Genomic DNA, 22,326 nt, shown 5'->3' with positions numbered 1-22,326 from the left:
AGTGAGCTTCAGGTCAAGGCCGTCGGCGCATGCGCGCCGATCGGGAGCCGGTACGGCGGACGCACTACTGACGCCCGTTTGGCAGCAGATCCGGATGCCGTCGGCACGTTCATACTCGTCTCGTGACCGACCAGAGCGATGCCGCCCGACACGCCGCCCACGCCTATGTCGATCTTCTAGAGCGCCGCGACTGGTCTGGACTGGCCGCCCTGCTCACCGATGACGTGGTCTACGAGATGCCGCAGACTCGGGAGCGCGTTCGCGGCAGGGACGCGTTCCTGCGGTTCAACACGGAGTATCCCGGCGACTGGCACCTGCGGCCGCGACGGGTGATCGCCGACGGCCGCCTCGCTGCCCTGCTGCTCGACGTTCGCGTCGGCGTGGAGCAGCAGGACGCGTGCGTCTGGCTTGAGATGTCCGCGCAGGGGCTGATCAGCAAGATCATCGACTACTGGCCCGAACCGTACGATCCACCACCGGGCCGGGAACACCTCGTGGAACGTTGGTGATCGTGGGCAGCGGTCCCTGAAATTCAGGAACGGCCGACGGAGCGGTCCAGGAAATCGTGGATCATCGGCGCGGCGACGTCGAGCTTGTCCTCCAGCAGGAAGTGGCCGGTGTCGAGCAGATGGAACTCGGCCGACGGCAGGTCGCGCCGATACGGGTGGGCGCCGGCGGCGGGGAAGACCGGGTCGTTCTGGCCCCAGACGATCAACGTCGGTGGCTGGTGGTCGCGGAAGAAGGCATGGAATTCCGGGTACAGCGTGACGTTGCTGCCGTAGTCGTAGAACAGGTCAAGCTGGATGTCCGCGTTGCCGGGTCGAGCGAGCTGCGTGTCGTCGTGGAGCCACCGGTCGGGGTCGAGCCGACTGAGGTCCTGCACCCCCGCCGTGTACTGCTGCTTGACCGTGTCGGAGTTGAGGATGAACGCGATTGCCTGACGGTGCTCGTCGGTCTTCTCGGCCCAGTAGGCCTTGATCGGATCCCAGAACTCGCTCAGACCCTCTTCGTACGCGTTGCCGTTCTGCACGATGAGCGCGCTGACCCGCTCGGGCCCCTTGAGGGCCAGCCGGTAGCCGGTCGGCGCCCCGTAGTCGAAGCAGTAGAGCGCGTAGCGATCCACGCCGAGTTGACCGAGCAGGCCGTCCATCAGGTCGGCGAAATTGGCGAAGGTGTAGTCGAACGTCGACCGGTCCGGGCTGGCGCTGTGGCCGAAACCCGGGAAGTCCGGCGCGATCACCCGGTACCGGTCGGCGAGCAGGGGGATCAGGTGGCGGAACTGCGAGGACGCCGTGGGAAATCCGTGCAGCAGCAGAACGACGGGACCGTCGGCCGGGCCCGCCTCGCGGTAGAAGATGTCGATCCCGTTCACGGTCGCGGTGCGAAAGTGCGTGACCGGAAATTCGCCTTCCTGAACGGCGGCGACGGACGGTTTCTGCGCAATGCCCACCATGCTGGAATCCTTTCGGCACAAGGAAAAGCCGGCTCCCGCTTTCGTCAGCATGGCACGCGGCGAAGGGCCCGGTCTGCCGAATGCCGCTCAGCGCAGATGCGTACGGAGAAAGTCCAGTTCCAGCGGGAGCAGGCGCTCGGCGGTGCCGTTCGCGGCCATGTGCGTGGCGCCCGTCAGCGGCAGCACGGCGTGCGGACGACCCGTGCTCAGCAGCGCCGCCGAGAGTCGCAGCGTGTGCGCAGCCACCACGTTGTCGTCGGCCAGGCCGTGCACCAGCAGCAGCGGGCGCGCCTGGTCCGGGCCGATGACCGGCTCCGCGGCCAACTCGATGAGCGAGTGGTGCGCGTACACGTCCGTGCCGTCCTCCGGCAGGCCGAGATAACGCTCGGTGTACGCGGTGTCGTACAGCGCCCAGTCGGTCACCGGGGCGCCGGCGATGCCGCACTTGAACAGCTCCGGATGGCGCAACACCGCCAGACCGGCCAGCCACCCACCGAACGACCAGCCGCGCACGGCCACCCGACCCAGGTCCAGGTCCGGGTGCTTGCCGGCGAGCGCGGTCAGCGCGTCGATCTGGTCGGTCAGGATCACGTCGGCCACCCGGCGGTGGATCGCCTTCTCGAACGACGGCGCGACTCCCGGCGTACCCCGGTTGTCGATGGTGACCACCGCGAACCCGGCGTCGGCCCACCACTGCCGCTCCAACCACGCGGCCCGGGCCGCCACCACCTCCTGGTGCCCCGGGCCGCCGTAGATGTCCAGCAGCACCGGTAGCCGCCGGCCCGTCACGTGGTTGTCGGGGTAGAGCACCGCCGCCGGCAGCCGCCGGTCGGTCACCCGCTCCAGCAGGGGCAGCGGAGAGTACGGCGGAGTCGCGGCCAGCGACCGCAACTCGGCCAGCTCCTGGCCGCCCCGCGACACCGTCCACCGCACCCCGGCGTGATCCAGCGAGGCAGTCCCGACCACCAGCACGTCCCCACCGACGGCCGCCGTGTGCCAGCCCGAGTCGGTGGTGAGCCGCCGGGCGTCCACGCCGCCCCCGATCGTCGTACGGACCCGGAACAGGTGCCGCTCGCTCGGCTCCCCGTCGCTGGCCTCCACCAGCAGGTCGGCCGGGCCGCTGACGGCCGGCAGTCGACCCACCACCCGCCGCACGTACAGCGACGGGGGAGTGAGCAGGGTGCCGTCGGCGAACAGGCACCGCGCGTCGTACCCGTCGTGGGCCAGTTCACCGCCGACAAGCACCCGGCCGTCCGGCAAGTGCGCCGGGGTGCCGGCGATCGGCTCCACCCAGCGCGGGTCGGCAAGCTCGGCGTGCACCTGCGTCTCACCGGTCCGCGGGTCCACTGCGAGCACCAGCCCGTGCTGCTGCGAGCGGCGCAGCACGGTGATCAGCGGACTGCCCTCGCCCCAGCTCACCGCGGTCAGGTACGGGTAGGTCTCCCGGTCCCAGTGCACGTCGACCCAGCCGTCGTCCAGGTCCAGCAGGTGGAGGCTGACCTCGGCGTTCGGGCCGCCGGCCCGGGGGTACGCGACAGCCGTCGGAGGGCTGGCCGGCTCTGCGGGGTCGTGCAGGTGCCAACGTTCCAGGCGAGACTCGTCCACCCGGGCGGCGAGCACCATGCGCCCGTCCGGAGACCACCAGTAACCCCGGAACCGGCCGAATTCCTCGGCCGCGATGTGCTCGGCCAATCCCCAGCTCACCCCGGCGTCCTCGCCGGCCAGCAGGGTGTCCGTGCCATCCGCCTCGATGACCCGCAGCTCACCCCGGCGCACACCACCGGCCGCGTCGGTCACGTAGGCCAGGCGTTCCCCGGTCGGATCCGGTCGAGGATCCAGCACCGGACCGATGGCGGCCACCTCCACCACGTCGCCGTGCACCAGATCGGCCCGGAACAGTCGACCGGCCAGCGCGAACACCGCCACCCGGCCCGCGGCGTCAAGCGCGTACGAGCCGATGCCGGCGGCGGTGAGCCGGAGCCGCTCACGCAGCGCTCGCTCACCGGGGGAGAGCACCCGGACGTCACCGTCGGCGCCCAGCAGGGTCGCCGGATCGGCCACCAGGCGCTCCTCGCCGGTCGCCACGTCCAGCAGCCAGAGCGCGTCCGCCGGGTCCTCCGGGCCCGCGGAGCGCAGGAAGATCACCCGGGAGCCGTCTTCGGCCACGGAGACGGCGCGCGGCGCGCCGTGGCTGAACCGGCGGGTACGGGCGGCCAGCTCCGGAAAGTCCACAGGCCAAATCGTAGAGCCGCGCCGGGCGTGATGTGGCCGACCTGGGCGGACGCGTCGACGACTCCCGGAGGGAACCGCCGGTTAGAGTGGCCGTCGTGACGACGTTGCCCGACCGCCGCCTGCTGCTGGTCCACGCGCACCCCGACGACGAGTCGATCGGCACCGGCTCGACCATGGCCCACTACGCCGCCGCCGGCGCACACGTCACGCTTGTGACCTGCACTCTCGGCGAGGAGGGCGAGATCCACGTTCCGGCGCTGGCGCAGCTCGCCGCCGCCGAGGCCGACCAGCTCGGTGGGTACCGGATTGCCGAGCTGGCCGCCGCCTGCGCCGCGCTCGGCGTCAGCGACCACCGTTTCCTCGGCGGCGCCGGCCGCTACCGCGACTCGGGAATGATGGGCCTCGCGACGAACGACCACCCCCGCGCCTTCTGGCAGGCCGACCTCGACGAGGCCGCCGGGCATCTGGTGGAGATCATGCGAGAGGTACGCCCCCAGGTGCTGATCACGTACGACCCGAACGGCTTCTACGGCCACCCCGACCACATCCAGGCGCACCGGGTGGCCATGCGTGCCGTCGAGTTGGCCGCGGCCGAGGGCTGCGCACCGCTCAAGGTCTACTGGACGGCCATGCCGCTCAGCGTGCTGGAGGCCGGCATGGCGCACTTCGCCGAATCGTCGGACAACCCGTTCGCCGGCATCCAGGATCTGGCCGAGTTGCCCTTCGGCACCCCGGACGAGCAGATCGCCGCCCGGATCGACGGTACCGACCAGCACACGGCCAAGGAGGCCGCGATGCGGGCGCACGCCACCCAGATCCCGGCCACGTCCTGGCTCTACTCGATCGCCGGCAACTTCGGCGGCGAGTTCATGGGCGTGGAGTTCTTCACCCTCGCCGTCGGCGCGAAGGGCCCGGGCGCCGGCCCGTACGGCTGGGAGGACGACCTCTTCGCCGGGCTGCCCGGAGAGGCCCCCGCGGACCGGTCCCCGGTCGCAGCGGCCGGCCTCCGGTGACCCTCCCCGCCGCGCCGATGTCGGTCGTCGACGATCAGGACACCCCGCCCGAGGCGGGGCCACCGCCGCGCCTGCTGGACCTGGGTCTGCGGGTGAGCGGCGCGATCGTCGTGGTCGTGGCGGGGATCGTGAGCGGTGTGCTGGAGCTGCTGCTCGCCACCCTCCGGGTCGGGGGGCAGCTCATCGGGGTCTCGGCGCTGCTCGCCGTCGGCGCCAACATCCTGCTGAGCTGGTTCGCGCACGAGGTGGTCGGCCGTCGCTGGGCGGTGGCGCTGCCGGCGGTGCCGTGGTTCGCCCTGATGGCGGTGGCGGCCATCCGCACCACCGAGGGCGACCTGTTGCTGGCCGGCGACAACTGGGTCGGCCTGGCGATGATCGTGGCCGGAGCTATGACGTTCGCCGTGATGGGTTTCCGGCAGGTCCTCGCCCCGCCGCCCACGCTGCGCAGTTGGTGACGCCACACAGGTACGGGTGGTAGATATTCCTGCCAGGGATGTGGCCCCGGCGCACGGGGCGTACGGCAGGAGGTCGTGCGATGGACAGACGGTGGCGGACCATCGGGGTGCTCGCGGGAGGACTGTTCGCGGTCAACGTGGTCGCCCGGCTGATCATCCGGTTCGGTTTCGACGGCGACGACGCTGCCGCCGACCGGGTGTCGCTGGTGATGTTCGTGGTGATCGGGTTGGCTCTGGCCGTGGTCGCCTTCCGCTGGGCACGCCGGCGGCCGCTGGCCGAGTGGGCGGGCGATATCGCGGTCGTGGTGGTGGCGGCCCTGGCCCTGACCGTGCTGGTCGGGCCGCTGGTGGTCGGCCACAACCCGTTCGCCGGCGGCGCGGGCACGTTCTTCGCCCAGATCTGGCTCTATCTGCTCGCCACCGGCCTGGGGACCATGATCGGGTACCTGGTGGCGACCGCCCTCGGCCTCGACCACCGCTCGCAGCAGCTCAAGCGGTACGCCGAGGTCAAGGCCGCCAAGCCCCGCCGCGTGGTTCGCCGCTGAGCGGGCTGCGCCGCAGTCTGGCGGGGCGGTGATCGACTCGGCTTCCAGGAAGTCGCGGTGTCGGGGCGACTCGGATGCCCCGATTTCCTGGAACGCGAGATCACCGCGCACCGGCCTGCGGCGGAGCGTCCGGTCAGTGCGGCGCCACCCGCGTCAGGTAGGTGTGGTGGGTGCTGAAGCCGAGCGTCCGGTAGAGCGCCACCGCTGCGGCGTTGTGCTGCTCCACCTGCAGGAACGCGTGTGTCGCGCCGGCCGAGGCACCCCACTCGGCAAGCGTGTCGATCACGCGTCGGGCCAGCCCCTGCCGGCGTAGCGGCGGCAGCACCTCGACCAGGCTGAGCCCCAACCAACGCCCCTGACCGGTCACCGCGCCTCGCCCGATCGCCACAAGCGTGCCGTCGACGTACGCGTGGGCGAAGCGGACCTGGTCCACGGCGGTGAGCACGTGGCGGGCGGCATCCGGCAGGCCGCCCTTGCGGCCGGCGGCGACGGCCAGCCACTCGTCGCTCGGCGCGGTCGCCACCTCGATGACCGCAGCGGCCGCCCCGCCGCCCCCGGCGCGCGGGACGCCGGGGGCGGGCGTCGCCAGGGGGAGCGGTGCGATCTGTACGAGTGTCGGCGGGCGGCTGCCCCAGCCGCGGTCGTCCAGCTCGGCGCCGACGGGCGCGGCGAGCGGCAGCGGTGTGTTGATCATCGCGGGTTGGCCCTGGTCGGCGTACCAGCGCTCGACCGCGTCCACCGCCGCGGGCAGCGGTCGGTCCGGATCGCCGATCGGCAGTGCCGAGTTGGCCCGGCCGGTCCAGCCCTCGGCCGAGCGCAGCAGCCAGTCACCCAGCCGGCCGCGAATCGGCGCCGGCCAGGCCTCGTCGGCGGCCCGTTCGAGCGCCACCACCGCAGCGGCCGTCGGGCGGCGGGTCGGCGGCACCCGCTTGGCCCGGTGCACCTGCGCCACCGGAACCCGCAGCGGGCCCTGGGCGGTGGCGAGGGTGAGATGAGTCTCGCTCAACTCCACCAGCTCGCCGAGAGCATCGGAAAACAGCGGGCGGCCTTCGCGAATCCCCACAATCCGGCGGACCACGATCCGGTGTCCCACATCCTGCTGTCGGAGCACGATCGACCCCCTCCCCGGCGAGATACTAGGCTCTTACCGTCGCGGGAGATCGCGGCGCGTCTTGCGGAGGAGAAGACCGGTGACCTACATCATCGCCGAGCCGTGCGTGGATGTGCTCGACAAGGCATGCATCGAGGAATGCCCGGTCGACTGCATTTACGAGGGCAACCGGATGCTCTACATCCACCCCGACGAGTGCGTCGACTGTGGTGCCTGTGAGCCTGTCTGCCCGGTGGAGGCGATCTTCTACGAGGACGACGTGCCGGAGCAGTGGAAGGACTACACCGGCGCGAACTACGAGTTCTTCGAGGACCTGGGCTCGCCCGGGGGCGCCTCGAAGATCGGCAAGGTGGAGAAGGACGCCACCTTCGTCGCCGCGCAGCCGCCGCGCGGCGAGGGCCACTGAACCGGCCCGCGCCGGTCTCGGCACGGCTGCCCGAGTTCACCTGGGACACCCTGGACGCCGCGGCCACGTTGGCCGCGGCGCATCCGGAGGGCCTGATCAACCTCTCCATGGGTACGCCTGTCGACCCGGTTCCCGCGGTGATCCGTCAGGCGTTGGCGGACGCGTCCGACGCCCCGGGTTACCCGCTGACCGCCGGCACTCCGGCCCTGCGTGACGCGATCGCGGCGTGGGTCGCCCGCGCCTGCGGCGCCGGCGTGGACGGTCTCGGCGTGCTGCCGACCATCGGCTCCAAGGAGCTGGTCGCCTGGCTGCCCACGCTGCTCGGCATCGGTCCCGGCGACGTGGTGGTCGTACCGTCGGTCGCCTACCCCACCTACGAGGACGGGGTCCGGCTGGCCGGTGCCACGGTGGTCCGCGCCGACTCGCTCACGGCGGTCGGGCCGACCTCGCGCGTCCGGCTGGTGTGGGTCAACTCGCCAGGTAACCCGACCGGGCGTGTGCTGCCCGCGGCGCACCTGCGCAAGGTCGTCGACTGGGCCCGGGAACGCGGCGCGGTGGTCGCCAGCGACGAGTGCTACCTGCCGCTCGGCTGGTCGGCCGAGCCGGTGTCGGTGCTGTCTCCGCAGGTCTGCGGCGGCGACTACACCGGGGTGCTCGCCGTGCACTCGCTCTCCAAGCGGTCCAACCTCGCCGGCTACCGGGCCGGGTTCGTGGCCGGCGATCCGGCTCTCGTCGCCGAGTTGTTGAAGGTCCGCAAGCACGCCGGCATGATCGTGCCCGCGCCGGTGCAGGCCGCCATGGTGGCCGCGTTGCAGGACGAGCGGCACGCCGCCGAGCAGCGGGAGCGTTACCGCGCCCGGCGCGAGGTGCTGGCCGCCGCCTTTACCGGCGCCGGCTTCACCATCGAGCACTCGGAGGCGGGCCTCTACCTCTGGCTCACCCGCGACGAGGACTGCTGGCAGACGGTCGACTGGCTGGCCCGGCGCGGCATCCTGGTCGCGGCCGGTGTCTTCTACGGCCCCTCCGCGCAGCGGTACGTCCGGGTGGCGCTGACCGAGTCCGACGAACACGTCGCGGCGGTCGCCGGCCGGCTGCGGGCCTGACCCCGGCGGCCGGCGATGACCGACGGCGTCACCGGGCGGTACGCCACCGTGCGGGCGGCGGTGCTCGGCACCGGCCTGATCGGTGGTTCGCTGCTGCTGCGCCTCGCCGACGCCGGCCTCGACGTGACCGGCTGGGATCCCGACCCGGTGACCCGCGAGCAGGCCCGCTCGCGGGGTGTGTCGGCCCCGGCCACGATCGAGCAGGCCGTCGCCGGCCGGGACGTGGTCTTCCTCTGCGGTCCGCTGCCCACTCTGCCCCGGACCCTGACCCAGGTGGCCGACCTGACCGCTCCCGGTTGTGTGCTGACCGACGTCGGCAGCACCAAGGTCGAGGTGGCGGCGGCCGCCGCCCGGCTGGGGCTCACCGACCGTTTCGTACCCGGGCACCCGATGGCGGGCGCGGAGTCCGCCGGCCTGCCGGCGGCCTCCCCGACGCTGCTGACCGGCGCGGCCTGGGTGCTCTGCCCGGCGACGGGTGCGGCGACTGTCGCCTTCCGCTGGCTGACCGGGCTGCTGGTGGAGCTGTTCGGCGCCCGGGTGGTGCCGATGTCCGCGTCGGCGCACGACTCGGTGGCCGCGCTCGCGTCGCACGTGCCGCACCTGTTGGCCGGCGCGCTGGCCGGGGCGGTGCAGCGGTCGCCACTGCGCGACGCGGTGCTGGCGCTGGCTGCGGGGAGCTTCTCCGACGGCACCCGGGTCGCCGGCACACCGGCCGAGCGGACGGCGAACATGCTGCTCGGCAACCGTGACCGGGTCCTGCACGAGCTGGCCGAGGTCCGGGTGCTGCTGGACGAGCTGGCCGGCGCGCTGCGTGCCGGTGACGCGCCCGCGCTCACCGCCGCGTACGCGCAGGCCGGCGCGGCGCGGTCGGCGTTGCGGGGCCGCCGGTTCGCCCCGGCGGACCGCGAGTTTCCGGTCGGCGGCGACCATGCCGTCGAGGTGGCCTGGCTGCGCGGGCTGGGCGACGCCGGTGGCCATCTGACGGGCTGCCGGATCGGCCCGGACGTCGTCTCCTACCCGGCGTGGCTGCCGGTGGCTGACTAGGCTGGCAGGCATGGCGACGGACGGCCCGGTGGTGCAGGTGCGCGGCGAGGCGATCCGAGAGGTGCCGCCCGAGCTGGCGCGCTTCGCGGTCACCGTGACGGCCCGCGGGCGGGATCGGGAGGCGACGCTGACGCAGCTCGCCGAGCGGGCCGCCGCCGTCCGGGTCCTGCTGGACGGGTCCGAGCCGGCGGTGGCCCGGCGGGAGGCCGGCGACCTGTGGGTCCGGCCGCAGACCAAGCGCTCGGGTGAGCGCGTGGTGGGCTGGCTCGGCAGCGTCACCACGACTGTCACCGTCACCGATTTCACGGCCCTGGGCGAGCTGATGCTCCGGCTGGCCGACCAGGACCAGGTCGAGGTGGCCGGCCCCTGGTGGGAGCTGCGCCCGGACAGCCCCGCGCACCGCGAGGCGCGGCACGCCGCGATCGGCGACGCGCTGCTGCGCGCCCGGGAGTACGCGGAGGCGCTCGGCGCCCGCGTCACCGCGCTGATCGAGCTGGCCGACTCCGGTCCGGGGGACCGGCCGATGTTCGCCCGGGCGGCCTTCGACGTCGGGGGCGCGGGCGGCGGGGTGCCCGAGCTGGAGCTGGACCCGCAGCCGCAGACCGTGCAGGCGGCGGTGCAGGCACGGTTCACGATCAGCGATCCGGTGCTGGGCTGATGCCGCCGGCCCGGGTGCTGGCCGTCGACGAGCTGGTGGCGCGGGCGCGGTCACTTGCCGACGCGGGTCCGCGGCAACTGCTCGGCATCACCGGGGCGCCCGGCGCCGGGAAGTCCACCCTGGCCGAGCGGATCGTCGACGAGGTCGGGCCGACCGCCCGGCTGGTGCCGATGGACGGCTTCCACCTGGCCCAGGCGCAGCTGGTGCGGTTGGGCCGCGCCGACCGCAAGGGCGCGGTCGACACCTTCGACGCCAACGGGTACGTCTCACTGCTGCGCCGGTTGCGCCGGTTGGAGCCGACGTCGGTCTACGCGCCGGAGTTCCGCCGGGAGATCGAGGAGCCGGTGGCCGGGGCGATCGAGGTGCCCCCGTCGGTCCGCTTGGTGGTGACCGAGGGCAACTACCTGCTGGTGCCAGACTTTCCGTGGCAGGAGGTCCGGACGCTGCTGCACGAGGTGTGGTTCCTCGACCTGGACGCCGAGCTGCGCCAGCGCCGGTTGACCGCCCGGCACGAGGCGTACGGGCGGTCACCGGAGCAGGCACGGGCCTGGGCGTTGGGCAGCGACGAGGCGAACGCGGCCCGCGTCACTCCCACGGCCGACCGGGCCGACCTGGTGGTCCGCCTGCCCGATCCCTCGGTGGCCTGAGCGGGCCCGCTCTCACTGGCCGCGGTCGTCGCGGGTCATGTCCCCGGTGGCGGGCGTCCCCTCTTCGAGGCGGTACCGCAGGAGCACCGCGCCCGTGGCGGAGGTGGCGGGCGGCTCGACGAGGGTCAGGTTGGCGGGTACGGCACCACCGTCGAACACCTTCTTGCCGACACCCAGCACGATCGGGAAGATCCAGAGGTTGAGCCGGTCGAAGAGGCGTTCGCGCAGGAGCGTCTGGACCAGGTTCAGGCTCCCGATCACGTGGATCTTCTCGTGCCGGTCGCGCAGCTCGCGCACGGCGTCGCCCAGGTCGGGACCGAGCTGGGTCGAGCCGGCCCAGCCCAGGTCGGGGTTGCCCCGCGAGGCGACGTACTTGGGGATGCGGTTGAACAGGGTGGCGATGTCGCCGTCGATCCCTTCGCCCTGCTTCGGCCAGTACCCGGCGAAGATGTCGTACGTCCGGCGGCCCAGCAGCAGCGCGTCCATGCCCCGCATGCCCTCCATGACCTGTTGGCCACCCGTCTCGTCGAACAGCGGCGCCTGCCAGCCGCCGTACGGGAAACCCTCCGGATCCTCGTCCGGGCCGCCCGGTGCCTGGGCCACCAGGTCGAGTGTCGCGAACAGGTCGATGTGGACAGTGCCCATGCTGGTCTCCTAGTCGAGTTCGCGGACCGGTCGGGCCGGGTTGCCGACCGCGACCACGTTGGCGGGTAGGTCGCGGGTCACCACGGCTCCGGCGCCGACGACTGTGTTCGCGCCTATCGTCACCCCGGCCAGCACGATCGCGCCGCCGCCGAGCCATGCGTTGTCGCCGATGGTGATCGGTTTGGCGGCCTCCCACTTGTCGCGGCGCGGGCCGGGTTCCACCGGGTGGGTGGGCGTGAGCAGTTGGACGTTCGGTCCGACCTGGACGTCCGCGCCGATGGTGATCGCCGCGACGTCGAGGAAGACGGCGTTGTAGTTGACGAAGCTGCGGGGCCCGATCCGGATCTGCGAGCCGTAGTCGCAGTAGAAGGGCGGGCGGATCCAGGTGTCCGCACCGAGGTCGCCGACCAGGTCGCGCAGCGCCGCGAGCCGTGCGGCCGGATCCGCCGCGGAGCTGGTGTTGAAGCGTTCCATCAACCGGGCGGCCCGGTCGAGGTCGGCGATGAGCTCGGGATCGTCGGCGAGGTAGGGCTCACCCGCGAGCATCCTGTCCTTCATGGAGGTCACCCGGTCGATGATGCCCTCTCGGTTCGTCGCCTTGTGTCAGGTCCGTCATATTTATGGCTTCTTTTTGCATACGCAGTATGCAATTCTGGGTTGTCAATGTGACTCCCGTACATCAAGACGCTTGACGAGGAGGATCCGTTGCATCAGGGAAGAAGATTGGCCGCTCTCGGCCTCGTGTTCGCGCTGGCGCTCTCCGCGCCGGTCCCCGCATCCGCCGCGCCCGCCGCGCCCGCCGCGCCCGCCGCGCCCGCCCCGCCGGGAGGCGCCGGCAGACAGTCCACTCCGGGTGGGCCCACTGCCATCCACTCGACCACCGTCACGCTGATCACCGGTGACCGGGTCACGGTCACCGACTCCGGCGCCTCGGTCCGCCGCGGCGCCGGCCGCGAGGGCGTGCAGTTCCTGGTCCAGCGCCAGCGTGGGCGCCTCTCGGTGACACCGACGGACGCGCTGCCGCTGCTGCGCTCGGGTCGGGTGGACCGCCGACTCTTCGACGTCACCGGGCTCGTCGAGGCGCGCTACGACGACGCCCACCGCGACACCCTGCCGCTGCTGGTGTCGTACGGCTCGACGGGCACCGCCCGGCGTACCGCGGCCGCGCTGCCCGGCACGCGGGTGACCCGCGACCTGCCGACGATTCGCGGCGCGGCCCTCACCACCGGAAAGTCCTCCCTCGGCGCGGTCTGGGCGACTGTCACGACCGGTCCCGCCGGGGCCCGCATCGACGCGGCGGGGGGCGTCGAGCGGATCTGGCTGGACGGCCACCGCCGGGTGACCCTGGACCACAGCGTGCCGCAGATCGGCGCGCCCGCCGCCTGGGCGGCCGGGTTCACCGGCAAGGGAGTGTCGGTCGCGGTGCTGGACACCGGCGTCGACGCGACCCACCCGGACCTGGCCGGCAAGGTGGCCGAGGCACGCAACTTCACCGAGGTCCCCGACGCCCGGGACACGGTCGGCCACGGCACCCACGTGGCCTCGACGATCGCCGGCAGCGGCGCCGCCTCCGGCGGCAAGTACCGGGGTGTGGCGCCGGACGCGACGCTGCTGGACGGCAAGGTCTGTGAGGACCAGGGCTGCACCGAATCGGCGATCCTCGCCGGCATGCAGTGGGCCGCGGTGGAGAAGCAGGCCGCCGTGGTCAACATGAGCCTCAGTGGCTGGGACACGCCGGAGGTCGACCCGCTGGAGGAGGCGGTGCAGACCCTGACCGCCCAGACCGGCACGCTGTTCGTCCTCGCCGCCGGTAACGACGGCTCGGACGGTTCGGTCGGCTCCCCGGCCAGCGCCGACGCCGGGCTCGCCGTGGGCGCGGTGGACCGCGACGACAAGCTGGCCGACTTCTCCAGCCGGGGCCCCCGGGTCGGCGACGACGCGCTGAAGCCGGACATCACCGCGCCCGGCGTCGACATCGTCGCCGCGCGGTCCGCCACCGGCGTCATCGGTGACCCGGTGGGAGACCGCTACGTCACCCTCTCCGGCACCTCGATGGCCACCCCGCACGTGGCCGGTTCGGCCGCGCTGCTGGCCCAGCAGCACCCGGGATGGCAGGCCGGACGGCTCAAGGCCACTCTGATGGCCGCCGCGAAGCCACACCCGGACCAGACCGCGTACCAGCAGGGCGCCGGGCGCGTCGACGTCGCGCATGCGATCACCGAGCAGATCACCACCGATCCGGTGAGCGTCTCGTTCGGGCGTACGCTCTGGCCGCATGGTGACGACGACCCGATCACCCGCACGGTGACCTGGCGAAACGATGGTCCGGCGTCGGTCACTGTGGACCTGAGTGTCGAGGGCGCCGGCCCCGGCGGTCGGGCTCTGCCGGCCGGCCTGTTCCGGCTGGGCGTCAACCAGCTCACCGTGCCGGCGGGCGGCACGGCCGCGACGACCGTCACCGCGGACACCCGGCTCGGCGACGCCGACGGCTACTGGACCGGGCGGATCGTGGCCCGATCCGGGGCGGCCGTCGCGGTCACCCCGTTGGCTGTGCACCGGGAGGTGGAGAGCTACACGCTGACCGTGGAGCACCTGAACCGGGCCGGCGCGCGCACCGGGGAGGCTGGAAGCTCGCTCGTCGGGCTGGACAGCTTCGCCTGGTGGGACCTCAGCAGCGCCGACGGCGTGGCCAGCGTGCGAGTGCCCAAGGGGCACTACGGCCTGACCAGCGTCATCTACGAGCCGGGGCCGGACGATGAGCCGGGTGCCACGTCCGTGCTGGCGCAGCCCGAGCTGACCGTCGACGGGGACACCCGGATCGTGGTGGACGCCCGCCGGACCAAGCCGGTGCGGACGACCATCCCCGAGCCGGGCGCCATCCCGGAGCTGATCGACGTCAGTGGCAACTTCACGGCCGACGACGGCAGCGCGTACACCATCGGGATCTGGGCGAACACGTTCATCGGCCTGACCAGCGGTCAACTCGGCAGGACGGTCTCCGACGAGCGGTTCGTCTCCACCATCAGCAGCCAGTGGATCAAGCCGGACACGGCCAACACCCCCTACCTGTACGCGCTTGCCGAAGCGATCCCGGGCAAGTTGCCCACCGGGTTCGTCCGCGACTACACCAGGCGGGACCTGGCCACCGTCGTGCACCAGTTCCGCGGTGGCTATCCCGGGCTGGAGGCCGATCGGACCGTGTACCCCGTGCTGGAGTACAACGTCGGCGGCTCCGCTCTGGTCCTGCCCACAGTCGTGCCCGGCCAGCGGGTCGAGCACTACAACACCAGGGGCGTGAAGTGGGAGTCCGACATCTACTTCGGAACGCGGGACGAGGACGGCTGGTTGAACCCGCAGACGGCGCTCTTCTCCGTCCCGACCGCGTACCGGGCCGGACGGACAGTGCAGGAGATCTGGAACCAGGCCCCGTACGGGCCGTCGTTCCCGGCCCCCCGCTGGCCCGAGGACAGCGTCACCCGCGTCGGTGACACCATCCTGGTCAGCCTGCCGATGTTCAGCGACGCCGCCGGGCATCCGGGCGGGTCACTCGTCGACAGCGAGCGGACCGAGCTCTGGCGCGACGGCAAGCTGGTCGGCGAGAGCGAGTACTCCGGCTACGGCGAGTTCACCGTGCCACCCGGCGCGGCGAACTACCGGCTCGTCACGTCGGCGAAGCGCAGCGTCACCGACCTGAGCACCGAGGTGGAATCCACCTGGACCTTCCGGTCGGGACACGTCGCCGGTGACACGCCGGTCCGGCTGCCCCTGTCGGCGGTGCGCTTCGCCCCGCCGTTGCGCGTCGACAACAGCGCTCCGGCCGGTCAGGGCTTCGTCGTGCCGGTGCGGGTGCAGCGGCAGCCCGGCGCTCCGGCCGCCCGGGTCGAGAAGCTCACCGTCGACGTCTCGTACGACGGTGGGAAGACCTGGCGCAACGCGAAGCTGGTCCGCGCCTCCGGCGACGCCTGGTTGGCAGTGCTGCGCCATCCGGCCGCACCCGGCCACGTGTCCCTGCGGGCCACCGCCCGCGACACCGCCGGCAACACGGTGACCGAACGGATCATCCAGGCGTACCGGTTGCGCTGAGGCGTACCCCCGTCGGGTCCGCGGCCGAGCGCCGCGGACCCGGCGGGGTCGTCAGTCGTTGGCGTGCAGGGCGGCGTTCAGTTCGATGCCCCGGCCGGTGCGCGGCCGGGCCTCCAGCGCGCCCGTCACCGAGTTGCGCCAGAACAGCAGGCCGTCGACGCCGGACAGCTCTCGGGCCTTGACCACCCGGCCGTCCGGGAGCGTGATCTTGGACGCGGCGGTGATGTAGCAGCCCGCCTCGACCACGCAGTCGTCGCCGAGCGAGATCCCGACGCCGGCGTTCGCGCCGACCAGGCTCCGCTCGCCGATGCTGACCTTCTCGGTGCCGCCGCCGGAGAGGGTGCCCATGATCGAGGCGCCACCGCCGATGTCGGAGCCGTCGCCGACAAGCACACCCTGCACGATCCGCCCCTCGACCATCGAGGTGCCCGCGGTGCCGGCGTTGAAGTTGACGAAGCCCTCGTGCATCACCGTGGTGCCGGCGGCCAGGTGGGCGCCGAGCCGGACCCGGTCCGCGTCGGCGATCCGCACGCCGGAGGGCACCACGTAGTCGGTCATCCGGGGGAACTTGTCCACCCCGTGGACCGACAGGTGGCGGCCGGCGGCCCGCTCGATCACCCGCAGCTCGTCCACCCGCTCCGGGGGGCACGGCCCGGCGGACGTCCAGGCCACGTTTGCCAGCTTGCCGAAGATGCCGTCGAGGTTGAGCTGGTTGGGCCGCACCAGGCGGTGGGAGAGCAGGTGCAACCGGAGGTACGCGTCGGAGGCGTCCTTGATCGGGTCGTCGAGCGAGCCGATCACGGTGACGACCTGGACGGTACGCAGACCGGGCAGTGACCGGTCGCCAAGCGCGCCCGGCGGCAGGTCCAGCACGTCCGACTCGCCCTCACCGGCGACCAACGGCAGCTCACCCAGGCCCAGCTTGCCGGTCGGATACCAGGTGTCGAGCACCTGCCCGTCGGCGGTGACGGTGGCCAGGCCGATGCCCCAGGCGGAATCTGCGGACGTCACTGTTGCACCTCTCGGTCGCGGCCAGGCCGGCCTCGGCTCGCTCCTCACGCTGACAGACCTGAAGGTACCGTGCGAACCATGGAGAACCCGCTGACCCCCGAGGTCCTCGCCGATCCGGTGCAGCTGACCCGCGTACTGGTCGACATAGAGTCCGTGTCCCTCAACGAGAAGGCGATCGCCGACTGTGTCGAGGAGGTGCTGCGGGGCGTACCGCACCTGTCCACGCACCGACACGGCAACACCGTGATGGCGCGCACCGACCTCGGCCGGTCGCAGCGCGTCGTGCTGGCCGGTCACCTGGACACGGTGCCGCTGAACAACAACTTCCCGTCGACCATGCGCGGCGACCTGATGTACGGCTGCGGCACCTCCGACATGAAGTCCGGCACCGCCTACGCGCTGCACCTGGCGGTGACGCTGCCCGAGCCGCGCTACGACGTGACGTACTTCTTCTACGAGGCCGAGGAGATCGAGTCCCGCTACAACGGGCTGAACCTGGTCGCCCAGGCGTTCCCGGAGTGGCTGGAGGCGGACTTCGCGGTGCTGCTGGAGCCGACGTACGGCATCGTCGAGGCGGGCTGCCAGGGCACCATGCGGTCGGTGGTCACCACGACCGGCGTACGCGCCCACTCGGCGCGCTCCTGGCACGGCGTGAACGCCATCCACGCGGCCGGGGAGGTGCTGCGCCGTCTCCAGACGTACGAGGCGCGCCGGGTCACCATCGACGGCTGCGACTACCGCGAGGGCATGAACGCGGTACGGATCAACGGCGGCGTGGCCGGCAACGTGGTCCCCGACCTCTGTGAGATCGAGGTCAACTACCGGTTCGCCCCGGACCGCACCCCGGCAGAGGCGGAGGCGCACCTGCGTGAGGTGTTCGCCGGCTTCGAGGTGCGGGTGACCGACACCGCTGCGGGTGCTGCGCCGGGCCTGGAGGCGGCCCCGGCGAAGGAGTTCCTGGCGGCGGTCGGCGCCGCGCCGATCGGCAAGCTGGGCTGGACGGACGTGGCCCGGTTCGCGGCCATGGGGATCCCCGCGCTGAACTTCGGTCCGGGCGACCCGAACCTCGCCCACCACCCCGACGAGCACGTCGAGATCAGCAAGATCCGGGACGGCGCGGCGACCCTGCACCGCTGGCTCGCCCCGGCCTGACCCGCCTCGGTCGGGCCCAGCCTGATCCGCTCCGGTCGGGCCGGTCGGCCCCGTTTCCGGCGATCAAGAGGTTCGCGTCAGCCTGGCCCGTTGTCGGCGGCGCGAACCTCTTGATCGGCTCCGGATCCGGTGGTGGCGGCGGCGGGCGACAGGGCGGGGTCGAGATCGCGGGTGCGGCGGCGCTCGGCCACCACGTCGTGGATCCGTCGCTGCATCTGTCGACGGATCCGGATCATCTCGCTGTTACTGATCACGCTGTCTCCTCCCCCGAAGGCGCGCGCCGGGGCATACCCGGTATGTGAATAGTAAGACGTACGGGGAAGCCAAATAGTTGCCCTTGATCGCGAACTATTTCTCGGCGTCGGTAGCCCGCGCCCCCGGCGTGTGCGGCTCCACTACGGTTGCTGCATGAGCCAGAACAACGGGCGGGAGGCCGGCCGCGGCCCGGGGCAGGAGCGGCACCGGGGCGCCGTCACGCTGCGCCGGGGGGCGATCCCGAGCAGCACCGCCGACCAGCGGCTGCTGGACTCGCGCGGGCGCGAGGACTGGAAGACCAGGGACGCCTGGCGCGCGCTGCGCATCCTCTCCGAGTTCGTCGAGGGCTTCGACACCCTCGCCGACCTGCCGCCGGCGGTAAGCGTCTTCGGTTCGGCACGCAGCGGCCCGGACTCGGCCGAGTGTCGGCTGGCCGAGGAGATGGGCGGCGCGCTCGCCCGGGCCGGCTACGCGGTGATCACCGGGGGTGGCCCGGGAGTGATGGAGGCCGCCAACCGGGGCGCCACCGAGGCCGGCGGCCTCTCCGTCGGGCTCGGCATCGAACTGCCGTTCGAGCAGGGCATCAACGACTGGGTCGACCTGGCCATCGACTTCCGCTACTTCTTCGCCCGCAAGACCATGTTCGTCAAGTACGCACAGGCGTTCGTGGTGCTGCCCGGCGGGTTCGGCACCATGGACGAGCTGTTCGAGGCGCTCACCCTGGTGCAGACCGGCAAGGTCACCCGGTTCCCCGTCGTGCTGATGGGCGTCGCCTACTGGCAGGGGCTGCTCGACTGGCTGCGCGACACCATGGCCGCCAGCGGCAAGATCGGCCCGGTGGACCTGGATCTGATCTGCCTCACCGACGACGTCAACGCGGCCGTCCGACACATCGTCGAGGCCGAGGCGGCGCTCTCCGTCGAGCAGGACGCGGTCCGCGACGAGGCAGTCGCCCGTACCGGGGCCGACCAGCAGGCCGCCGCCGAGCAGGCCGCCGACCAGTCCCGGGAGCGCTGATGGCGGCGGTCTGCGTCTTCTGCGCCTCGTCGCGCACCCTCGACCAACGCTGGCTCGACCTCGCGACGGAGACCGGCGCGGAGCTGGCCCGGCGCGGGCACACGGTGGTCAGCGGCGGTGGTTGCGTCGGCATGATGGGCGCGGTGGTCGACGGCGCGCGGGCCGCCGGTGGGCGCACCGTGGGCGTCATCCCGCAGGCGCTCGTCGACCTGGAGGTCGCCGACCTGGCCTCGGACGAGCTGCTGGTGACCGACTCGATGGCCAGCCGCAAGACGCTGATGATCGACAGGTCGGACGCGTTCCTCGCCCTGCCCGGTGGGCTGGGCACGCTGGACGAGCTGTTCGAGGTCTGGACCACCGCCACCCTCGCCCTGCACGCCAAGCCGATGGTGCTGATCGACGCCGACGGCTTCTACCGGCCCCTGCTGGACTGGCTCACCACCCTCACCGACCAGCACTTCCTCAAACCCGCCGGCCGCAACCTGCTGACCGTGGTCGCCACGGTCCCCGAAGCCCTGAAAGCGCTGGAGTCCCACCTACCCTGACTCCGATCCACCGACCATGAGGTTGGCGGCAGGGCCGTCGGCGTGTCGTGCCGCCAACCTCATGATCGACGGGGGTGGATGGGGTGAGGTTGGGGCGGATGGGTGTCGTATGGGCGTGATGGGATTTGGTGATGCAGGCGTACCGGTTGGTGCGACGGTCCGGGGGGCCGGCGCGGGGGGACAGGGCCGGCACCTCGCCCGCTGGCGGCGGTGCGTCCGTCAGCGACGTCGCCGTTCTCGCCGCTGAGCCGGAGTCCGTCGGCGACGCGGGGCCGGCGACCGGTGACCCGGGCTTCCGGGCCGATCAGGTGCAGGCCGAGGTCGTCGGGCACACCGACGGGCCGATGCTGGTGCTCGGCGGTCCCGGCACCGGCAAGACCAGCACCCTCGTCGAGGCGGTCGCCGCCCGGGTCGCCGAGGGGGTCGATCCCGAACGCATCCTGGTGCTGACCTTCGGTCGCCGCGGCGCCACCGCGCTGCGCCAGCGCATCGAGGCCCGGGTCGCGCAGGACGGCTACCGGGTGCTGCGCGAGCCGCTGGTGCGCACCTTCCCGGCGTACGCCTTCGGACTGCTGCGCCGGGCCGCCGCCGAACGCGGCGAGCCGTCGCCCCGCCTGCTCACCGGCCCCGAGCAGGATCTGATCATTCGTGAGCTGCTGGACGTGGTCGGCGAGGAGCCCGAGGACGACCCGGTCGGCTGGCCCGACGACCTGCGTCCGGCGCTGCGCACCCGGGCCTTCGCCGGTCAGCTGCGCGACCTGCTCATGCGCGCCGCCGAGCGCGGGGTGGGCCCGGTCGACCTGGCCCGGCTGGGCGAGAAGCTCGGCCGCGCCGACTGGCCGGCCGCCGCCCGCTTCCTACGGGAGTACGTCGCGGTGCTCGCGCTGCGCGACGTCAGCAACCGGGGCTCGATCGCGTACGACCCGGCCGAGCTGGTCCGGGCCGCCACCGGTCTGCTGCGCGACGACGAGGAGCTGCTGGCCGCCGAGCGTCGCCGCCTCGCCCACGTGTACGTCGACGAGCTGGCCGACACCGATCCCGCCCAGCTCGAACTGCTCTCGGTGATCGCCGGCGGGGGCAAGCCGCTCGTCGCGTTCGCCGACCCCGACTCCTCCACGTACGCCTTCCGCGGTGCCGACCCGGCCGGGGTGACCACCTTCGGGCACCGCTTCCGGACGGCTTCCGGCGCGCCGGCCGCCCAGGTGCTGCTGAGCACGTCGTACCGGGCCGGTCCGGTCCTGCTCGCCGCGATGGCCCGGCTGGGCCGCCGGCTGCGTGGTCCGCTGGCGCACCGACGGCTGCACCCGTTGCCGGACGCCCCGGCCGGTGTGGTCGAGGTGCACACGTTCCGGTCGGCCACCAGTGAGGCCGCCTGGCTCGCCCACGCGCTGCGCGCCGCGCACCTGCTCGACGGCGTGCCGTGGTCGCGGATGGCGGTGCTCGTGCGATCCACCGCGTTGCAGTTGCCTACCCTGCAACGCGCGCTGCACGCCGCCGGCGTCCCCACCGTGGTGCACGGCGAGGACCTGCCCCTGCACCTGCAACCGGCGGTCGCGCCACTGCTGCTCCTGCTGCGGTGCGCGTTGGAACCGGCCCGGCTGGACGAGGAGGCCGCGGTCGCGCTGCTGCACTCGCCGCTGGGCGGCGCCGACCCGCTTGCCGAACGGCGGCTCCGGCAGGGCCTGCGTGCCCTGGCGCTGGCTGCCGGCGACCGCCGCCCGTCCGGTGAGCTGATCGTCGAGGCATTGCAGGACCCGACGGAGCTGGCCGGCATCGACAGGCGGTGGGCCGAGCCGGCGCAGGCGGTGGCCGGGCTGCTCGCCACCGCCCGGGACGCCGCCGCCCAACCCGGCGCGACCGCCGAGACCGTGCTCTGGGAGGTCTGGGACGCCAGTGGGCTGGCCGAGCGCTGGGCCGGCGCGATCGCGCAGGGGCGGCCGGCGGCCGGCGAGGGCGACCTGGCCCGCCGTCGGCGAGCCGAGGCGGCCGACCGGGACCTGGACGCCGTGCTGGTGCTCTTCGACGCGGCGGCCCGCTTCACCGACCGGCTGCCCGGCGCCCGCACCGAGGTCTTCCTCGACCACGTGCTCGCCCAGGACCTGCCTGCGGACACGATCGCACCGACCGCCGACCGGGGCGCTGCGGTCCGACTGCTCACCGCGCACGCCGCGAAGGGTCTGGAGTGGGACCTGGTCGCGGTCGCCGGAGTGCAGGAGGGCATCTGGCCGGACCTGCGCCTGCGCGGCAGCCTGCTCGGCTCGGAGCGGCTGGTCGACGTGCTGGCCGGCCGGTCCGTCGGCGGCGCCCGCGCGGCGAACGTGGTGGGCCAGACCTCGGCACTGCTCGACGAGGAGCGCCGGCTCTTCCACGTCGCCATCAGCCGAGCCCGGCACCGCCTGCTGGTCAGCGCGGTGGCGTCGGCGGCGGTCGGCGGCGACGACCACGAGGAGCAGCCCAGCCGTTTCCTGCACGAGCTGGGCCCGAGCGCCCCGCCGACCCCGCCGAGCGCGCCGCCGACCCCGCCCGGCACGCCGCCCGGCCCGCGTTCCGGCTCTCCGGGTGGCGCACCCGTCGCCGGCTCACCGGGCGACACCCCCGCCGTTGACGGCGCGACCAGCAATGGCGAGGCCCACGGCGGAGCGACAGCCGACCGCGTGACCGGCGGTGGCGCGACCCGCAATGGCGTGGCCCGTGGCGCGACCGGCGGTGGCGCGACCGGCGGTGGCGCGACCGGCGGTGGCGCGACCGGCAATGGCGTGGCCGCCACCAGCGCGACCGGCGGTGCCGGCGCCGCCACCAGCGCGACCGGCGGTGCCGGCGCCTCCACCAGTGATGGTGGGGATGGGGTCGAGGACGACGACGAGGACCAGCCCGGCGCGCTGCCCGTCACCCGTCCGCCCCGGGCGCTCACCCTGCCGGCGTTGGTCGCCGAACTGCGTACCGCCATCACC

General features: G+C 72.9%; 21 protein-coding genes. 14 read left to right on the top strand and 7 right to left on the bottom strand.

Going from position 1 to position 22,326, the window contains the following annotated elements; all coding sequences use genetic code 11:
• Positions 1-122: 122 nt before the first annotated feature.
• Positions 123-509, top strand: coding sequence for a nuclear transport factor 2 family protein (locus MILUP08_RS29910; protein WP_007464886.1), 387 nt, complete (start codon positions 123-125; stop codon positions 507-509).
• Positions 510-532: 23 nt separating this feature from the next.
• On the opposite strand, the gene MILUP08_RS29905 is transcribed toward MILUP08_RS29910, so the two are convergent.
• A complete protein-coding gene (locus MILUP08_RS29905; RefSeq protein ID WP_144057039.1) occupies positions 533-1,504 on the bottom strand; it encodes an alpha/beta fold hydrolase in 972 nt (323 codons plus the stop codon).
• A 36-nt stretch (positions 1,505-1,540) separates the two neighbouring features.
• Positions 1,541-3,685 carry a S9 family peptidase gene (locus MILUP08_RS29900; RefSeq protein WP_007464882.1) on the bottom strand — a complete coding sequence of 715 codons (2,145 nt, stop codon included), beginning with the start codon at positions 3,683-3,685 and terminating at the stop codon, positions 1,541-1,543.
• An 86-nt stretch (positions 3,686-3,771) separates the two neighbouring features.
• On the opposite strand from MILUP08_RS29900, the gene mshB reads away from it, so the two are divergent.
• The 3 genes from mshB to MILUP08_RS29885 all read left to right on the top strand — a co-directional run bounded on the left by mshB (position 3,772) and on the right by MILUP08_RS29885 (position 5,698).
• Positions 3,772-4,698, top strand: coding sequence for an N-acetyl-1-D-myo-inositol-2-amino-2-deoxy-alpha-D-glucopyranoside deacetylase (mshB, locus tag MILUP08_RS29895; protein WP_051065842.1), 927 nt, complete (start codon positions 3,772-3,774; stop codon positions 4,696-4,698).
• A 17-nt stretch (positions 4,699-4,715) separates the two neighbouring features.
• Positions 4,716-5,153, top strand: a complete 438-nt coding sequence (locus MILUP08_RS29890) for a hypothetical protein (protein ID WP_039908999.1) — start codon at positions 4,716-4,718, stop codon at positions 5,151-5,153.
• 80 nt (positions 5,154-5,233) lie between these two features.
• Positions 5,234-5,698 carry a hypothetical protein gene (locus MILUP08_RS29885; protein WP_007464876.1) on the top strand — a complete coding sequence of 155 codons (465 nt, stop codon included), beginning with the start codon at positions 5,234-5,236 and terminating at the stop codon, positions 5,696-5,698.
• 133 nt (positions 5,699-5,831) lie between these two features.
• Here MILUP08_RS29885 and MILUP08_RS29880 read toward each other — a convergent pair whose 3' ends face one another.
• On the bottom strand, positions 5,832-6,809 hold the full coding sequence (locus MILUP08_RS29880) for a GNAT family N-acetyltransferase (RefSeq protein WP_007464874.1): 978 nt from the start codon (positions 6,807-6,809) through the stop codon (positions 5,832-5,834).
• Positions 6,810-6,888: 79 nt separating this feature from the next.
• Between MILUP08_RS29880 and fdxA the strand changes: the two genes are divergently transcribed.
• From fdxA to MILUP08_RS29855, 5 genes are read left to right on the top strand one after another with little or no spacing between them, the layout of a single operon-like run.
• Complete coding sequence (gene fdxA, locus MILUP08_RS37005; protein ID WP_007464872.1) at positions 6,889-7,215, top strand: ferredoxin; 327 nt, start codon at positions 6,889-6,891, stop codon at positions 7,213-7,215.
• Complete coding sequence (gene dapC / locus MILUP08_RS29870) at positions 7,212-8,318, top strand: succinyldiaminopimelate transaminase (protein ID WP_039908997.1); 1,107 nt, start codon at positions 7,212-7,214, stop codon at positions 8,316-8,318. The genes fdxA and dapC overlap by 4 nt, the downstream gene beginning before the upstream one ends.
• A gap of 15 nt (positions 8,319-8,333) precedes the next feature.
• A complete protein-coding gene (locus tag MILUP08_RS29865) occupies positions 8,334-9,362 on the top strand; it encodes a prephenate dehydrogenase (protein WP_007464862.1) in 1,029 nt (342 codons plus the stop codon).
• 10 nt (positions 9,363-9,372) lie between these two features.
• Positions 9,373-10,020, top strand: a complete 648-nt coding sequence (locus tag MILUP08_RS29860) for an SIMPL domain-containing protein (RefSeq protein ID WP_007464860.1) — start codon at positions 9,373-9,375, stop codon at positions 10,018-10,020.
• Positions 10,020-10,667: a nucleoside/nucleotide kinase family protein gene (locus MILUP08_RS29855; RefSeq protein WP_007464858.1), complete on the top strand. Its 648-nt coding sequence runs from the start codon at positions 10,020-10,022 to the stop codon at positions 10,665-10,667. Before MILUP08_RS29860 ends, MILUP08_RS29855 begins: the two co-directional genes overlap by 1 nt.
• A 12-nt stretch (positions 10,668-10,679) precedes the next feature.
• Here MILUP08_RS29855 and MILUP08_RS29850 read toward each other — a convergent pair whose 3' ends face one another.
• Positions 10,680-11,312, bottom strand: coding sequence for a dihydrofolate reductase family protein (locus MILUP08_RS29850; protein ID WP_007464856.1), 633 nt, complete (start codon positions 11,310-11,312; stop codon positions 10,680-10,682).
• 9 nt (positions 11,313-11,321) lie between these two features.
• A complete protein-coding gene (locus tag MILUP08_RS29845; RefSeq protein ID WP_039906862.1) occupies positions 11,322-11,879 on the bottom strand; it encodes a sugar O-acetyltransferase in 558 nt (185 codons plus the stop codon).
• A gap of 156 nt (positions 11,880-12,035) precedes the next feature.
• On the opposite strand from MILUP08_RS29845, the gene MILUP08_RS29840 reads away from it, so the two are divergent.
• Positions 12,036-15,395 carry a S8 family serine peptidase gene (locus MILUP08_RS29840; protein ID WP_237747204.1) on the top strand — a complete coding sequence of 1,120 codons (3,360 nt, stop codon included), beginning with the start codon at positions 12,036-12,038 and terminating at the stop codon, positions 15,393-15,395.
• A 51-nt stretch (positions 15,396-15,446) separates the two neighbouring features.
• Here MILUP08_RS29840 and dapD read toward each other — a convergent pair whose 3' ends face one another.
• Complete coding sequence (gene dapD, locus MILUP08_RS29835; RefSeq protein ID WP_007464850.1) at positions 15,447-16,406, bottom strand: 2,3,4,5-tetrahydropyridine-2,6-dicarboxylate N-succinyltransferase; 960 nt, start codon at positions 16,404-16,406, stop codon at positions 15,447-15,449.
• Between the two features lie 78 nt (positions 16,407-16,484).
• On the opposite strand from dapD, the gene dapE reads away from it, so the two are divergent.
• Positions 16,485-17,558 carry a succinyl-diaminopimelate desuccinylase gene (gene dapE, locus MILUP08_RS29830; protein WP_007464847.1) on the top strand — a complete coding sequence of 358 codons (1,074 nt, stop codon included), beginning with the start codon at positions 16,485-16,487 and terminating at the stop codon, positions 17,556-17,558.
• A 77-nt stretch (positions 17,559-17,635) separates the two neighbouring features.
• On the opposite strand, the gene MILUP08_RS36175 is transcribed toward dapE, so the two are convergent.
• Positions 17,636-17,812 (bottom strand): hypothetical protein, encoded by a 177-nt coding sequence (locus tag MILUP08_RS36175; protein ID WP_007464846.1) that lies wholly within the window; start codon positions 17,810-17,812, stop codon positions 17,636-17,638.
• Positions 17,813-17,966: 154 nt separating this feature from the next.
• Here MILUP08_RS36175 and MILUP08_RS29825 point away from each other — a divergent pair, with 154 nt between their 5' ends.
• The 3 genes from MILUP08_RS29825 to MILUP08_RS29815 form a co-directional block, all read left to right on the top strand.
• Entirely contained in the window at positions 17,967-18,830 is an 864-nt protein-coding gene (locus tag MILUP08_RS29825) for an LOG family protein (protein ID WP_007464844.1), read from the top strand.
• Complete coding sequence (locus MILUP08_RS29820; protein WP_007464843.1) at positions 18,830-19,375, top strand: LOG family protein; 546 nt, start codon at positions 18,830-18,832, stop codon at positions 19,373-19,375. Before MILUP08_RS29825 ends, MILUP08_RS29820 begins: the two co-directional genes overlap by 1 nt.
• Before the next feature lie 344 nt (positions 19,376-19,719).
• The coding region (locus tag MILUP08_RS29815) for an ATP-dependent helicase (RefSeq protein ID WP_237747306.1) at positions 19,720-22,326 on the top strand (2,607 nt) is incomplete at its 3' end.

It is taken from the genome of Micromonospora lupini str. Lupac 08, assembly GCF_000297395.2.
GTDB classification, from domain to species: domain Bacteria; phylum Actinomycetota; class Actinomycetes; order Mycobacteriales; family Micromonosporaceae; genus Micromonospora; species Micromonospora lupini.
The sequence above is the reverse complement of the archived record's forward strand: the minus strand, read 5'-3'. Positions and strand labels throughout refer to the sequence as shown.